Here is a 13907-nt window from a genome sequence, read left to right as displayed (position 1 = left end):
CCTACTTCACTGCCCCCAGGGTGAGTCCGCGCACAAAATACTTGCCACCGATCAGATACACCAGCAGCGGTGGAATGATCGCCATCATCACCGTCGCAGCCGAGCCGCCGGCGCGAACGCCCATGATTGCCACGGTGATCGGCTGCTGGTCGCCCGAGGTGAACACCATGCCGTAGAGGTACTCGTTCCAGATCGAGGTGAACTGCCAGATCACCGTCACGGCGAGGATCGGCCCCGACAGCGGCAGGACGATGCGGAGGAAGATGCGCCAGAACCCGGCGCCGTCGACCTGCGCCGCCTTGATGATCTCGTCGGGAAGCGAGGCATAAAAGTTCCGGCAGAACAGAGTGGAGAACGAGATGCCCATCACGGTGTGGATCAGCAGCAGCCCCAGCACATTGTTCTGCAACCCGAGCTGCCCGATGATCCAGGCCCAGGGCAGCAGCGCGATCTGGCTGGGCAGAAAAATGCCAAGGAAGATCATCACGAAGATGAACTCCGAGCCGGGAAACCTCCACTTGCTCAGCACATAGCCGTTCAGCGCCCCAAGGATCGTCGTCATGACGGTGGCCGGCACCGTGATGATCAGCGAGTTGACGAAATTGGCGCCGAGCCCCCGGCACATGCCGCTCACGCAGGCGTCGTTCCAGGCCCTGAGGTAGTTGTTGAACGAAAAGCTCTCCGGAATGGCGATCAGGCCGTTGCGGAACACCTCCTCGCCGTCGCGGAAGGAATTGAAGAACACCAGCAGCGCCGGCACGGCATAGACCAGTGCGAACAGCCCCAGTAGCGCGTAGATCACGATGCGTGACATAGCCCACCGGCGACGGGCACTGGCCCCGTCGCGGTCGGCATAGCCAAGGGTGAGCGTGGTCACGCCATCGTCCTGTCGAGCCAGGCGACCTGCGCCTTCTCCTGCCAGGTACCGCCACCTTCGTGATTGTTGAAGTTGTACTGCTCGATGGTCTTGGGGCCGGCCCAGGCATTGAACGACGCATAGACCGTCGACGGCGGGCAAACGTCGTCCATCAGTGCCACCGAGTAGAGCGTCGCCGCCTTGCAGCGCGCCGCAAAGTGCACGCCATCGAAGTAGTTGATGGTGTTGTAGGCCATCGCCGCCTTTTCGCGATGCACTCCGAGATAGCGCACGATCTCGCCATAGGGGTCACGGGTCGTGAGGCCCACCGCCCGCGGAAAATCCTGGAGGAACGGCACGTCCGGCATCGCCGCCTTCACGCCCGGATGGAGACCTGCCACGGCAATCGCTATGCCGCCGCCCTGGCTGCCGCCGACGACCGCGAGCTTGTTCGGATCGGTCTCAGGCCGGCTCAGCGCCACATCCACCGCGCGCACGCCGTCAGTGTAGACGCGGCGATAGTAATAGTCGTGCGGATCGTTGATGCCGCGCGTCATGAACCCGGGATGCGCCGGGAACGAGCCGGCCGGATCAGGCGTATCACCGCGCGACCAGCTGCTGCCCTGGCCGCGCGTATCCATCACCAGCAGCGCTCGGCCGGTCGCCGGCCACAGCAGGTGCTCGTGCGGCAACGCCCGTCCGCCGCCATAGCCGATGAACTTCACCACCGTGCCACGCGGCGCGACGCCTGCAGGCTTGATGTACCAGCCCTTGATCTTGTCCCCGTTGAACCCGGAGAAGGTAACATCGAACACGTCGAACAGTTTAAGCCCGACATCGACCGGTTCGAACACCGCATCGAGCGGTTTCGCGCGCGAAGTGCTGAGGGTTTCGGCCCAGAAGCTGTCGAAGTCGGCAGGGGCGACGGCGCTCGAACGATAGGTTTCGAGCTGGGACTGCGGCAGGTCGAAAAAGGGCATGGCTCAAGTCTTTGTGGTTGGGGTGGCAATCAATGGCTGGAATGGTAGTCGCTGGAAAGTCCTACGAAGGGCGAGGGCGCGAACTCCCGCGCACCACGAGACGCGGCGTCACGACGAAGTGCTCCCCCTTCTCGCGCCCGTTGATCCGCTCCACCAGCAGCCGCGCCGCCTGCAGCCCGAGCGCCTGCCCGGACTGATCGACGCTGGTGAGCGAGTTCTGCGTAAGGTCGCAATAGGTCGTGTTGTCGTAGCCGACGATGGCGAGGTCGTTCGGTACGGCTAGGCCCACGTCGCGCGCCACGCTGAGGGCATGGAGCGCCACCATGTCCGTCCAGCAGAACAGCGCCTCCGGGGGGTGCCGCGACTGCAGCAGGTGACGCAGGATCGTCTGCGTCTCACGCGCCGTCTGCGGCGTCGGCACCACGTTGATGTGCTGGCCGAGGCCGCTGGCCTGCATGGCCTGCCGGTAGCCCTGCTCGCGGGGCACGGTCACGACGTCATAGTTCGCTGTCGCCATGAGCGACACCATGGTGACGCGGCGATAGCCGGCTTCGACCAGGTGCCGCACCACGAGTTCGGCGCCCGCAACGTCGTCATTGTTGGCGGTATCGAGATAGTCCGCGCTGGGCTGGTGGAGCCCAACCACGGCGGTCGGGATCCGGCGCGCCACGGCCTCCACCGCTTCGCGCTGCATGCGCGGGCCGATCATCAGCAGGCCGTCCATCTGCCGATCCATCATCGCATCGATGAGGGCCTGCTCCATCGGCTCGTCCGACTGGCTCACCCCGAGCAGCGGCTGGTACTGGGTGCGCTCGAGCGCCTGGTTCACCCCGTCGAGGATGTCGGCAAAGAACGGGTTCCTCATGTCGGGCAGCAGCACGCCCAGCGTGTAGGTCTGCCCCCGCATTCCTCGCGCCGCCGCGTGCGGGCGATAGTTTAGCTTCTCCATCGAGGCCTGGACTTTGGCCCGCAGCGCTTCGCTGACGCCATAGGCATCGCGCAGCACTTTCGACACGGCAGCCGTCGACACCCCCGCATCGGCCGCCACCGTGCGGATGGTGACCCGTCCCGTTCCCGATTTCACACCGTCGGCCATCGTCCCCCCAAGCCGTTCACACCGCTTCTAGCAGAGGCTTAGCGCCCTGCACAACTTGAGCGATTTTGGCGGTTTCTGCGGATTGATGCATGCATGTGCAAAAATTTGGTTGATCCTGCGCGGAATCTGCTTGAACACGGCGCGTAGAACGGTTTACGTAGAACGTGACACAGCGGGCGGCGACAACCAGCCGCTACGGGCCGCAACAGGGCCGACGGGAGGATTTGCAGTGAACGAGACCATGCTCATTCGGGCAGGTGAAGCCGTATCCGGCCAGGACGCCTGGATCGCCGAGATGATCCATCCCAGCGTCGATCAGGGCGTCGGCACGCAATCATCCTTCCTGCGCAAGACTTTCAACCTCTCCTCCCGCGGTGGGGCCGGGACGCTGCGGATCAGTGCTCTCGGCCTCTACCGTGCCTTCATCAACGGCCAGCACGTCGGCGACGACGTCCTGACGCCCGGCTGGACCAGCTACTGGGACCGCCTCAGCTACCAGACCTACGATGTCTCCGGATTGCTCAAGGATGGCGAGAACACCGTCGACATCTGGCTGGGCGACGGCTGGTACCGCTCGCGGATGATGTGGCCGCGCAACCAGCTCATCAACACCTGGGGCGACAAGGTAGGCGCCATCGCCGAACTGCGCGGCGCCAATGGCGAGCTGATTGTTGGGACGGACAGCACTTGGCAGAGCGGCCTCGCCCCAATCCTCAAGTCCGGCATCTACTACGGCGAAAACTACGACGCCCGCGCCGAGAACGCGCCGGTGAGCGGTGGAACCAGCGTCCTGTCGAGCTTCGACAAGTCGACATTGCTGCCGGCCGAAACCGCCGGGGTCCATGAACTACCGGCGCTACAGGTGGTCAACTCCTTCACCGACGCCGAAGGCCGCACGATCTATGACTTCGGCCAGAATGCCGGCGGCTACGTCGCCTTCACGGTTCAGGGTGAGGCCGGCGCCAAGATCACCATCGAGCACGCCGAACTGACCAACCACCTCGGCCAGTTCGACCGCGAGAGCATGCGCTCGGCCGAGTCCCGCGTCGAATACGTGCTCAAGGGCGGCGCGCCCGAAAGCTATCGTCCAACCTTCACCTTCTTCGGCTTCCGCTTCGCCCGCGTCGCCATCGAGGGCAAGGCGACGATCACCAAGATCGAGATGGTTCCGATCAGCTCGGCCATCACCCGAACAGCGACCTTCAGTTCCGCCAATGCCCTGGTGAACCGGCTGGTCGAGAACACGGTGTGGTCCCAGCGCTCCAATTTCATCGACGTGCCGACCGACTGCCCGCAGCGCGACGAGCGGCTGGGCTGGACGGGCGACGCGCAGGTCTTCGCGCCCACCGCCTGCTACCTGCACGAGAGCCACGGCATGCTGGTGAAGTACGTTCGCGAGCTCATCGCCGACCAGCGCCCCGATGGCGCCATCCCGCACGTGGTGCCCGATCCGACGCGCAACCACGAAGACGAAGTGCCGGGCTTTTATGGCTCGACCGGCTGGGGCGATGCGATCTGCGTGATCCCGTGGACGCTCTACACCCACTACGGCGACCGCGCGATCCTCGAGGAAGCGCTGCCGGCCATGATCCGGTGGAACGACTTCGTCTGGTCGATCAGCGACGGCCCGATCGTCCGCCCACCCTCGGGCTGGGGCGGACGTGGCTTCACCTTCGGCGACTGGCTGCAGCCGCAGGGCGATTTCGCCAAGCCCTATCCGACCATCGGCGACGACGCCGCGGCGACGATCTACCTCTACATCTCCTCGCACCTTGCCGCCAAAGCCGCCGAAGCCGTCGGCGATCAGGCGCAGGCCAAGCGCCTCAACGAGCGCGCCGAGATCGTCAAGAAGGCCTATCAGCGCGAGTTCATTACGGCGTCCGGCCGCACTGGCTACAACGACCAGACATCCTATGCGCTGGGCTTCCTCTGGGACCTGATCCCGCCCGAACACTACGAAGCCGCCAAGGGCTACTTCAAGGAGACGGTGGCGCGCGCTCATGGCCGCATCGGCACCGGTTTCATCGGCACCCCCGCGCTGCTGCCGGCGCTGGTCAAGATCGGCGAAGCCGACCTCGCCGGCGCGGTCTTCCTCCAGGAAGGGCTGCCCGGCTGGCTGTTCCAGGTGAAGATGGGCGCCACGACGATCTGGGAGCGCTGGAACGCCCTCAACGAGGACGGCGTGGCGTTCGACCCGCAGATGAACTCGTACAACCATTATGCCTACGGCGCCGTATGCCAGTGGCTGCTCGAAGGCGTCGCGGGCTTCCGCCCCGACCCCGCCCTGCCCGGCTTCAAGCACATCTTCTTCGAACCCACGATCGTCCCGGCCCTGTCGCCGGTCTCGGCCGCCCATGACTCGCTGGCCGGCCGCATCGAGGCGAGCTGGACCGTCGACGGCGACAAGGTGACCTACGACATCACCGTGCCGGATGGCGCGAGCGGCACCCTTGTGCTGGCCGCGAACTACACCGACGCAAAGGTCGACGGCATGCCCGTCGCCGAACGCGGCACGGACGGAAAAGCGCGCAGCCTGCTCGCGCCCGGAAAGCACAAGGTGACGTTCCGGATCAGCAAGCCCTGACGGCGGAGGAGCCCGAAGGAAAAGCATCAATTGCCGCCCGGCTGGTCGGGCGGCCCAAGGGAGGACTATCCATGCACAGGCGCACCGCGCTGCGAGCCACGCTCGCCATCCTGCTCACCACTGTGGCGAGCTCCGCGCTCGCCCAGGACAAGGTCAAGCTGACCTTCCTGTTCGACAACGCGCCCTCGACTGTCGCCATGGCGGAAGCCCTGGCTGCCGCCTTCGAGGCCAAGCACCCCAATATCGATGTCGAGACCGAAAGCCGCCCGGGCGGCGGCGAGGGCGACAACATCATCAAGACCCGTCTAGCGACCGGCGAGATGACCGACGTGTTCCTGTACAACTCGGGTTCGCTGTTCCAGGCGATGAACCCGACGCAGAACCTTGTCGACCTGACGGGCGAAGCGTTCCAGGCCAACGTGATCGACAGCTTCAAGACCGTCGTCACCGGTACTGACGGCAAGGTCTACGGCGCGCCGATCGGCACTGCCATGGGCGGCGGCATCCTCTACAACATCCCGATCTACAAGGAACTCGGGCTGACCCCGCCGAAATCCTGGGCCGAGTTCATGGCCAACAACGAAAAGATCAAGGCCGCCGGCAAGACCGCTGTGATCCAGACGTTCGGTGCCACCTGGACCAGCCAGCTCTTCGTGCTCGGTGACTTCTACAACGTGCTCGCCGCCGAGCCGAACTTTGCCGCCGACTATACCGCCGGCAAGGCCAAGTACGCCTCGACGCCCGCTGCCATGAAGGGCTTCGAGCGCCAGGAAGAAGTGTTCAAGGCCGGCTACCTCAATGAGGACTTTGCGGCGGCGACCTTCGAGGACGGCGTGACCAAGGTCGCGACCGGTGAAGGCGCGCATTACCCGATGCTGTCGTTCGCAGTTGCCAACATCAAGGAACTGGCGCCTGAGAACGTCAATGATGTCGGCTTCTTCGCCATCCCTGGCGACGACGCGGCATCGAACGGCCTCACCACCTGGATGCCCGCCGGCCTCTATATCCCCAAGACCACCAAGCACGAGGCCGAAGCGAAGGAATTTGTCGCCTTCGTCGCCAGCATCGAAGGCTGCGACATCCAGACCCAGTCGGCCGGCGCCACCGGTCCGTACCTGGTGAAGGACTGCACGCTGCCGGCCGACGTACCGCCGGTCGTCGCCGACCTGTTGCCGTACTTCCAGGAAGGTGGCCGCTCCGCCCCTGCCCTTGAGTTCCTCTCCCCGATCAAGGGCCCGGCACTCGAGCAGATCACCGTCGAAGTCGGCTCGGGCATCCGCTCGGCCGCCGATGGCGCCGCCCTCTACGACGAGGACGTCAAGAAGCAGGCCCAGCAGCTCGGTCTGCCCGGCTGGTAATCGGCCAGACCACATGCGAAGACTGGCGCCCGGCCCAAGGTCGGGCGCCAAATCCGAAGGAGGGACGGGTATGGCAGTAGCGGTTGCTGAGGGCTCGGTGCCCGTCGACAAGCCGGGGCGCAGGTCGCGCACGGCAGGGCTCTATCCGAGCTGGTTCTACATCCCGGCGGCCGTCATCTTTGCCGTATTGTTCATGCTGCCCACTTTCGCGTCGCTGTTCTTCAGCCTGACGCGCTGGACGCTGCAGAAGGCCGACTTCATCGGGCTGGACAATTTCGTCCAGTTCTTCCGCGAGCCGTTCCTGTTCCAGGGCCTCGTCAACACGCTGATCTACGGCGTGGTCACCTCGAGCCTCAAGGTCGTGCTCGGCCTGCTGCTGGCACTGCTGCTCACCTCCGATATCTTCGGCCGCGGCTACCTGCGCGCCGTGGTTTTCTTCCCGGTCCTAGTATCGACCGTCGGCGTCGGCATCACCTTCACCGCGATGATGCACCCCACCCAGGGCCTCCTCAACGAAAGCCTCGCCGCCATCGGCATCAAGGGTCCAGGCTGGCTGACCGATCCGCGTTTCGCGCTCTACTCGGTGGCGCTGGTCGATGTGTGGAAGGGCGTCGGCCTTGCAACGGTGATCTATATCGCCGGCATCGTCTCGATCCCGACCGAGTATTACGAGGCCGCCCGCATCGACGGCGCCACATCATGGCAGCGCTTCTGGGGCGTCACTCTGCCGCTCGTCCACCCGGCCACTGCGACGGTCATCATCCTCAGCTTCATCGGCGGCCTGCGTTCGTTCGACATGATCTGGTCGATGACCAAGGGCGGTCCCGGCTTCACCTCCGATGTCATCGCCTCGGTGATCTACAAGCAGTACCAGGCGGGCTTCTACGGCCTCTCCACCGCCGGCAACGTCGTGCTGTTCGCCATGGTGGCGCTCATCATCGTGCCGCTCTCGATGTTCCTCAATCGCCAGGAGGTCGACCGGTGAGGCACGCCCAGCGCTATATCTATGGCTCGATCGCCATCGCGGCTTCGGTCGTGGTGTTCCTGATCCCCTTCGCCTTCATCATCCTGACCGCCGTCAAGGACCGGCGTGCGGCCGCAACGCGGTCGTTCGACTGGCCGACCAGCTGGCACTTCTGGGACAACCTCATGGAGGTCCTGAGGACGCAGGACTACATGCTGGTCACTGCTTTCATCAATTCGATCATCCTAACCGTCGCCAGCGTCACCCTGCTGGTGGTGTTCGGCGCCATGGTCGGGTTCGTGGCGCAGCGCCGGCTGTCGCGGTGGACGCCGATCGTCAACTTCCTCGTCCTCGCCGGCCTGATCATCCCCCCCGCGGTCGTGCCCACCATCTGGGTCATGCAGTCGGTCGGCCTGTTCAAGACCATGCACGGCATGATCCTGATCGAGGTCGCCTACGGGTTGAGCTTCACGATCCTCCTCTTCCGCGCCTTCGTCTCTACGATCCCGCGCGAGCTGGACGAGGCCGCCATCATCGACGGTGCCGGGCCGCTCCGCCTGTTCTTCCAGGTCGTGCTGCCGCTGCTTAAGCCCGTAGTGGTGACGGTGATCGTCGTGCAGTCGGTGGCGATCTTCAACGATTTCACCAACCCGCTCTACTACCTGCCCGGCAAGCAGAATGTAACGGTGCAGTTGACCCTGTTCAACTTTCAGGGGCAGTTCAACACCTCGCTGCACCTGCTGTTCATGAACATCCTGCTGATCACCATCCCGCCGCTGCTGGTCTACATGTTCTTCAACCGGCAGATCGTGGCGGGGATGACTGCAGGCGCGGTGAAGGGGTAAGTGCCGCCTTGAAGCTGGGGTTGCCCCACAACATCCGGCTGTCATCCCTGCGTAGGCAGGGATCCAACTCGCAGCTGGCGCCGGCGGTGAAATGGATCCCTGCCTGCGCAGGGATGACACCGAGTGCTTGGCACGATCATGTGCACTCACAAGGTCACCCCGGCGAAAGCCGGGGTCCATCATGAGCTCTCTCTACCCGCTGTGAGAGTGGAAGCATCTCATGATGGATGCCGGCCTTCGCCGGCATGACATCGCGCGGGCTGCACGCTTAGCGCTCCCCCAGCACCTCCAGATAATGCGGGTTGTGCATGAACCCGATCACGTTCCCGAACGGGTCGATCACGCTGCCGCCGACGAAATCGCTGTCCGGCTGGAATTGCCGCACCAGGTGGTGAACCTTGGCGCCGAGTGACACGGCGTGATCCACCATCCCCCGCACGTCGTCGACGTGCCAGTAGACGATCGCTCCTGCCCGCCCATCCGGCGGCACGACTTCGCCGCCGAGATAGCCGGCGAACTTGCCGTCCATCAGCCCCAGTTCATGCTGGTAGTCGCCGATGCGGAACTCGGCATAGCCGGGCCGGTCGAAATACGGCGCGACGCCGAGCAGCCTGGTGAACCAGGCCTTGGCGGCTTCATGATCGTTCGATGTGTAGGCGACGGTGCAAAGGCCACGCGGGTGAGGGTGGGTCATTTCTTGTCTCCTCTTCGTTGATGTGAGGAGCTTACGCGACACCCCGACCGGATTTTGTCAGCATCATCCCAATCGCTGATATCCCCGGGGCGTCGGGCCGGTATATATAGGTACCATACTAGCTATTCCTTCCGCCCGAACCGACGATGTCCACGCCCCTCAGCCCGCACGCCCGTAACGTCGCCCTCGTCGTCGCCGCCGCCCTGTTCATGCAGTTTCTCGATGGCGTGATCATCGTCACGGCCCTCCCGCGCATGGCGCTCGATTTCCACGTCGGCACGCTGGAGATGAGCCTCGGCGTCACGATCTATATGCTGGCGGTTGCCGTCTGCATCCCCGCCGCCGCGTGGCTCTCCGATCGCTTCGGCGCCCGCCGCGTCTTTCTCGTCGCCATTGCCCTCTTCATCCTGACCTCGATCGCCTGCGGCCTCGCGCAGGATCTCGGGCAGTTCGCCATCGCCCGTGCGCTGCAGGGTGCCGGCAGTTCCGTGCTCTTCCCGGTCGGCCGCATCATCGTGCTGCGCACCGCCAAGAAATCCGAGATCGTACCAGCGATCGGCCTCACCATCTGGCCGGCCCTGTTCGCACCGGTGCTCGGCCCGGCACTCGGCGGCTTCATCACCGAGTTCGTCTCCTGGCACTGGAACTTCTGGATCAACATCCCGCTCGGTATCGTCGGCCTGGTGCTCGTCGCCGCGATCGTCCCCAAGGACACCGAGTTCAAGGATCGCCCCTTCGATGCGCCCGGCTTCGTGCTCACGGGCGTCACGCTCGGCTTCCTCCTCTACGGCTTCGACTCGCTGGTCCAGGGCGCGCTGCCCGGCTGGATCGCCATCGCCCTGATCATCGTCGGCTTCATCGTCGGCGCGGGGGCGGTGACCTGGCTACTGCGCGTCGAACATCCACTGATCGACCTGCGCACCCTCCGTATCCGCACCTTCGCGGCCACCGACGCCAAGGCCGGCGCGGTTCTCCGCATCGCCATCAATGCCACGCCTTTCCTGTTGCCGCTGATGTTCCAGGTCGCCTATGGCATGGATGCGCTCAGCGCAGGTGGGCTGGTCGTCATCTACTTCCTTGGCAACCTGCTGATCAAATCGATCACCACGCCGACCCTTCGCCGCTTCGGTTTCCGCAACGTGCTGACCATCAACGGCGTCATCGCCGGCCTCTCGGTCGCCGCCTGTGCTGTCCTCAGCCCGACCCTGCCCTACGCGCTGACCGCCGCGATCCTCTTCATCGCCGGCGCCACCCGCTCGATGCAGTTCACTGCCCTCGCGACCCTTGCTTTCGCGGACGTGGACGCCAACCAGCGCAGTTCGGCGACCACGATTTCCAGCATGTCGCAGCAGCTCTCGATGGTGTTCGGCGTCGCCGTCGCCGCGGGTTGCCTCAACCTCAGCCAGATGTGGCGCGGCGCTCCTGCGCTCGGCGTCGTCGACTTCCAGCTCGCCTACGTGGTGATGGGCGCGATCGTGATCATCTGCTCGCTGCAGCTTCTGACGCTCGAGCGAAACGCCGGCTCCGAAGTCTCCGGCCATCGCCGCCCGCAAGCGGCCTGAGCAAGACAACTCCATCAGCCTTCCGATCGTGATTGAAAAAGCGGCGCGCGATGATTGACCTCGTGCGGTGCTCTGTTAGCAATTGCTCTGGGGATGACGACGCGTCACGTCGCCTCGTCATTGGGGGAGCACATGAATTCTGTATTTCGCGCCGCCGCGACAGCGGCATGCTTGACTGCGCTTGCCGCCTGTAGCGGCGACGCCTGGATCACCGGCGGAGAACTGATCCGCCCCGGCGAGCCGACGGGCACGCTCACAGTCATCAACCAGACCAGCCGGGTGGTCGACGTGATCCTTGTGTCGGAATGCGGTGCCTCGACCTATGGGCTCGACCGCCTGCCCGAAGGCGTCGCGCTCGGCACCGGCGACAGCTACAGCTTCACCGTCTCGGCCGGCTGCTGGGACGTCGATGCTGGCTCGGTCGGTTATGGTGAGGCACGCCAGCGCCTCAACGTCGCCGCTGGCGGCATCACCGAATACACCGTTCACGACTGAGGACGCCCGGTCCTCGCAAGCATGGCCCATCGACGCGGCACAGGAATGTGCCTAGTGCTGCTTGACGACTAACGCTGGAGAGGGTGGGCATGCGGTCGAAATCGGGTTTGGCTGGAGCGCTCGTGCTGATTGCCGGGGTGCCGGCGGCTCTCGGGTCGGCGATCGCCTTCAATGGCGCCGGCGCCAGCGAGATCATCCATGTCGCGCTGGCGGTGAGCTTCCTCCTGTTCGCCGTTGCGGTCTTTGACTTCCAACTGGCCTTATGGCTTCGCTGGATCTTCGTGGTAGGGATCAGTGTGCTGGCGGCGATTTTCCTGGTGCAGGCGGTGGCCGACCTCGCCCGCTCCACTGAAATCAAGGGCATAGCCTACGGCGTGCTGGGGCAAGTGCTGGAGAAGTGGCTTGGCTACCTGTTCATCGCCTGGTGCGCGGTAATCTGTTTCATCCGCAGCGTAGGAATACTGCGGATTGTCGGACTGTTGGCGCTCGCCCTGGTCGTCGGCACCGAGATCTATGGGTTCACCGTTCGGGCCTCAGGCGAAGCGCCGCCGCAGGCGTTGAAATTCCTTTATCTGCCGCTCATTGCCTGGCTTGGGGTGCTATCCCTATCGCGTCCACCGACGGAGTGACGGGCGCATTCGATCTCAATTTCGCTCGCGGCGTAGCACAGCCGTCTACCATCGGTACTTGCCGATGGATGGCGATGGGTGCATGGTTCGGTCTTCCGTTGACCTGCAGCAGACTCCTCATATGTCCCAGCTTTTTTCGCCGTACACATTGCGCGGCCTCACTCTCCGCAATCGCACGGTCGTGGCGCCGATGTGCCAGTACACGGCCCGGCACGGCTACGCCAACGACTGGCACCTGGTGCATCTCGGTCGCTTCGCCATCGGTGGCTTCGGCCTCGTTATCCTCGAGGCCACCGGCGTCAATCCCGAGGGGCGCATCTCCTATGGCGACCTCGGCCTTTGGGAAGACGGCCAGATCGAGCCGCTGAAGCGCATCGTCGATTTCCTCAAAGCCGAAGGTTCCGCCGCTGGCATCCAGCTGGCGCATGCCGGCCGCAAGGCGGCGACGCCGATCGCCTGGCGCCACGGCTTCGATGAGACCGAGGCCGACAAGATCGAGTACGCCTACGAGACCTGGGTGCCGGTCGCGCCGAGCGCCGAGGCGCATTCCTCCAATCCGAACTTCCAGACTCCTCACGCGCTCGACAAGGCCGGCATCGCGGCCCTGATCGCCGACTTCGTCTCCGCCACGCGCCGGGCCGAAACGGCGGGGTTCGACCTGATCGAGATCCACGCCGCGCACGGCTATCTCATCAACCAGTTCCTCTCGCCGCTCGCCAACCACCGCACCGACGAGTACGGCGGCAGCCGCGAGAACCGGATGCGCCTGCTGCTCGAGATCACCGACGCAGTGCGGGCCGCGTGGCCCGAGGACAAGCCGCTCGTCGTCCGCATTTCGGCCACTGACGGCCGTCCCGACGGCTGGTCGATCGAGGATTCCGTCGCGCTCGCCGGCGAGTTGAAGGCACGCGGCGTCGACGTGGTGCATGTGTCGTCCGGCGGCTTCGACGGCGCCAGCATCAAGCCCGGCCCGCTCTATCAGGTCCCGTTCGCGAGGGCGGTGCGCCAAGCCGGCCTTCCGACCATTGCCGTCGGACTCATCGACGCGCCCGAGGATGCCGAGCGGATCATTGCCGACGGCGACGCCGATTTCGTAGCCTTCGCCCGCACGGCGCTCGACGATCCCAACTGGCCCATCCACGCCCTTCATGCGCTCGAGGGCGGCACTTACGACCTTTGGCCGAAGCAGGCGCGCAACCGCATACGCGACAGGGACCGCGCCCTCGGCCGCCACCAGCCGGCCTGAGCACTCATCTTCGGTTCATCTCCCGAACCTATGACTGCCACCGAGGGTTTTCGGCGGCAGTCATCATTGCGCCCGAGACACCGCGCACCCATTTGAGGGTTGAACAGGGAGATCGACACCAATGACCAGCAAAGCCGCTGTCTTTGCCTTGCTAGCCATGTGGGGCGTCGGCTCCACCGCCTGCCTTCCCGCCTTCGCCGAGGACTCCGTCACAGAATCGGCCACCGAGTCGAAGACCAGCAAGCCCGGTCTCGTCGATCGCGTCTGGACCAAAGCCGACGGCGACCTGCCCGGCGTCATGAAGATCTTCCTCTCGGACGGCACGCTCGTCCAGGACTCGTGCTGGGAGACCCACCGCCTGAGCCCTTGGGAGCTGACCTCCGAGACCGCGCTCAAGTGGAACGAGGACGGCATGGACATCGCCGCCGATATCGTCTCGCTGAGCGATGGCGAGTTGGTGCTGAACCTCAAGCTCGGCAGCGACACGGTCGAGGAAAAGTATGTCTCGGCGAGTGTGCCGTACCTCTGCCCGGATATTCCGAAGAGCTGATCCGGCCCGGCTGGACAGAAAAAGAAAGGCGCGGACGTTTCCTTCCGC

At 64.7% G+C, this 13907-nt stretch carries 13 protein-coding genes; 9 read left to right on the top strand and 4 right to left on the bottom strand.

The window, feature by feature from the left end; translation table 11 throughout:
* Position 1: 1 nt before the first annotated feature.
* The 3 genes from ACOYW5_RS01345 to ACOYW5_RS01335 all read right to left on the bottom strand — a co-directional run bounded on the left by ACOYW5_RS01345 (position 2) and on the right by ACOYW5_RS01335 (position 2932).
* Positions 2 to 877, bottom strand: coding sequence for a carbohydrate ABC transporter permease (locus ACOYW5_RS01345; protein WP_423067476.1), 876 nt, complete (start codon positions 875 to 877; stop codon positions 2 to 4).
* Positions 874 to 1836 carry an acetylxylan esterase gene (locus tag ACOYW5_RS01340; protein WP_423067475.1) on the bottom strand — a complete coding sequence of 321 codons (963 nt, stop codon included), beginning with the start codon at positions 1834 to 1836 and terminating at the stop codon, positions 874 to 876. Before ACOYW5_RS01340 ends, ACOYW5_RS01345 begins: the two co-directional genes overlap by 4 nt.
* Positions 1837 to 1897: 61 nt before the next feature.
* Complete coding sequence (locus tag ACOYW5_RS01335; RefSeq protein WP_423067474.1) at positions 1898 to 2932, bottom strand: LacI family DNA-binding transcriptional regulator; 1035 nt, start codon at positions 2930 to 2932, stop codon at positions 1898 to 1900.
* Positions 2933 to 3173: 241 nt separating this feature from the next.
* Between ACOYW5_RS01335 and ACOYW5_RS01330 the strand changes: the two genes are divergently transcribed.
* The 4 genes from ACOYW5_RS01330 (at position 3174) to ACOYW5_RS01315 (ending at position 8683) form a co-directional block, all read left to right on the top strand.
* Complete coding sequence (locus ACOYW5_RS01330) at positions 3174 to 5516, top strand: family 78 glycoside hydrolase catalytic domain (protein ID WP_423069381.1); 2343 nt, start codon at positions 3174 to 3176, stop codon at positions 5514 to 5516.
* Positions 5517 to 5587: 71 nt separating this feature from the next.
* A complete protein-coding gene (locus ACOYW5_RS01325; protein WP_423067473.1) occupies positions 5588 to 6874 on the top strand; it encodes an ABC transporter substrate-binding protein in 1287 nt (428 codons plus the stop codon).
* Positions 6875 to 6944: 70 nt separating this feature from the next.
* Positions 6945 to 7859 carry a carbohydrate ABC transporter permease gene (locus tag ACOYW5_RS01320; protein ID WP_423067472.1) on the top strand — a complete coding sequence of 305 codons (915 nt, stop codon included), beginning with the start codon at positions 6945 to 6947 and terminating at the stop codon, positions 7857 to 7859.
* On the top strand, positions 7856 to 8683 hold the full coding sequence (locus ACOYW5_RS01315; protein WP_423067471.1) for a carbohydrate ABC transporter permease: 828 nt from the start codon (positions 7856 to 7858) through the stop codon (positions 8681 to 8683). The genes ACOYW5_RS01320 and ACOYW5_RS01315 overlap by 4 nt, the downstream gene beginning before the upstream one ends.
* 268 nt (positions 8684 to 8951) lie before the next feature.
* Here ACOYW5_RS01315 and ACOYW5_RS01310 read toward each other — a convergent pair whose 3' ends face one another.
* The gene (locus ACOYW5_RS01310) at positions 8952 to 9377 is read right to left on the bottom strand and encodes a VOC family protein (protein ID WP_423067470.1); all 426 of its coding nucleotides are present in this window, start codon (positions 9375 to 9377) and stop codon (positions 8952 to 8954) included.
* 146 nt (positions 9378 to 9523) lie between these two features.
* Here ACOYW5_RS01310 and ACOYW5_RS01305 point away from each other — a divergent pair, with 146 nt between their 5' ends.
* The 5 genes from ACOYW5_RS01305 to ACOYW5_RS01285 all read left to right on the top strand — a co-directional run bounded on the left by ACOYW5_RS01305 (position 9524) and on the right by ACOYW5_RS01285 (position 13859).
* The gene (locus tag ACOYW5_RS01305; protein WP_423067469.1) at positions 9524 to 10939 is read left to right on the top strand and encodes an MFS transporter; all 1416 of its coding nucleotides are present in this window, start codon (positions 9524 to 9526) and stop codon (positions 10937 to 10939) included.
* A 132-nt stretch (positions 10940 to 11071) separates the two neighbouring features.
* Positions 11072 to 11434, top strand: a complete 363-nt coding sequence (locus ACOYW5_RS01300; protein ID WP_423067468.1) for a hypothetical protein — start codon at positions 11072 to 11074, stop codon at positions 11432 to 11434.
* An 89-nt stretch (positions 11435 to 11523) separates the two neighbouring features.
* Positions 11524 to 12063, top strand: coding sequence for a hypothetical protein (locus ACOYW5_RS01295; RefSeq protein ID WP_423067467.1), 540 nt, complete (start codon positions 11524 to 11526; stop codon positions 12061 to 12063).
* Positions 12064 to 12184: 121 nt separating this feature from the next.
* Entirely contained in the window at positions 12185 to 13309 is a 1125-nt protein-coding gene (locus ACOYW5_RS01290; RefSeq protein WP_423067466.1) for an NADH:flavin oxidoreductase/NADH oxidase, read from the top strand.
* Positions 13310 to 13430: 121 nt separating this feature from the next.
* Positions 13431 to 13859, top strand: coding sequence for a hypothetical protein (locus tag ACOYW5_RS01285; protein ID WP_423067465.1), 429 nt, complete (start codon positions 13431 to 13433; stop codon positions 13857 to 13859).
* The last annotated feature ends 48 nt before the right edge of the window (positions 13860 to 13907 follow it).

This window comes from Devosia sp. CN2-171 (assembly GCF_049354815.1).
GTDB lineage: Bacteria > Pseudomonadota > Alphaproteobacteria > Rhizobiales > Devosiaceae > Devosia_A.
This window is presented reverse-complemented; position numbering and strand designations above follow the sequence as displayed.

What these genes read in the sequence shown, in the direction of transcription:
- ACOYW5_RS01340 (WP_423067475.1), bottom strand. Translation starts at nt 1,836, where the DNA reads ATGCCCTTTTTCGACCTGCCGCAGTCCCAGCTCGAAACCTATCGTTCG.
- ACOYW5_RS01335 (WP_423067474.1), bottom strand. Translation starts at nt 2,932, where the DNA reads ATGGCCGACGGTGTGAAATCGGGAACGGGACGGGTCACCATCCGCACG.
- ACOYW5_RS01330 (WP_423069381.1), top strand. Translation starts at nt 3,174, where the DNA reads ATGCTCATTCGGGCAGGTGAAGCCGTATCCGGCCAGGACGCCTGGATC.
- ACOYW5_RS01325 (WP_423067473.1), top strand. Translation starts at nt 5,588, where the DNA reads ATGCACAGGCGCACCGCGCTGCGAGCCACGCTCGCCATCCTGCTCACC.
- ACOYW5_RS01320 (WP_423067472.1), top strand. Translation starts at nt 6,945, where the DNA reads ATGGCAGTAGCGGTTGCTGAGGGCTCGGTGCCCGTCGACAAGCCGGGG.
- ACOYW5_RS01310 (WP_423067470.1), bottom strand. Translation starts at nt 9,377, where the DNA reads ATGACCCACCCTCACCCGCGTGGCCTTTGCACCGTCGCCTACACATCG.
- ACOYW5_RS01305 (WP_423067469.1), top strand. Translation starts at nt 9,524, where the DNA reads ATGTCCACGCCCCTCAGCCCGCACGCCCGTAACGTCGCCCTCGTCGTC.
- ACOYW5_RS01300 (WP_423067468.1), top strand. Translation starts at nt 11,072, where the DNA reads ATGAATTCTGTATTTCGCGCCGCCGCGACAGCGGCATGCTTGACTGCG.
- ACOYW5_RS01295 (WP_423067467.1), top strand. Translation starts at nt 11,524, where the DNA reads ATGCGGTCGAAATCGGGTTTGGCTGGAGCGCTCGTGCTGATTGCCGGG.
- ACOYW5_RS01290 (WP_423067466.1), top strand. Translation starts at nt 12,185, where the DNA reads ATGTCCCAGCTTTTTTCGCCGTACACATTGCGCGGCCTCACTCTCCGC.
- ACOYW5_RS01285 (WP_423067465.1), top strand. Translation starts at nt 13,431, where the DNA reads ATGACCAGCAAAGCCGCTGTCTTTGCCTTGCTAGCCATGTGGGGCGTC.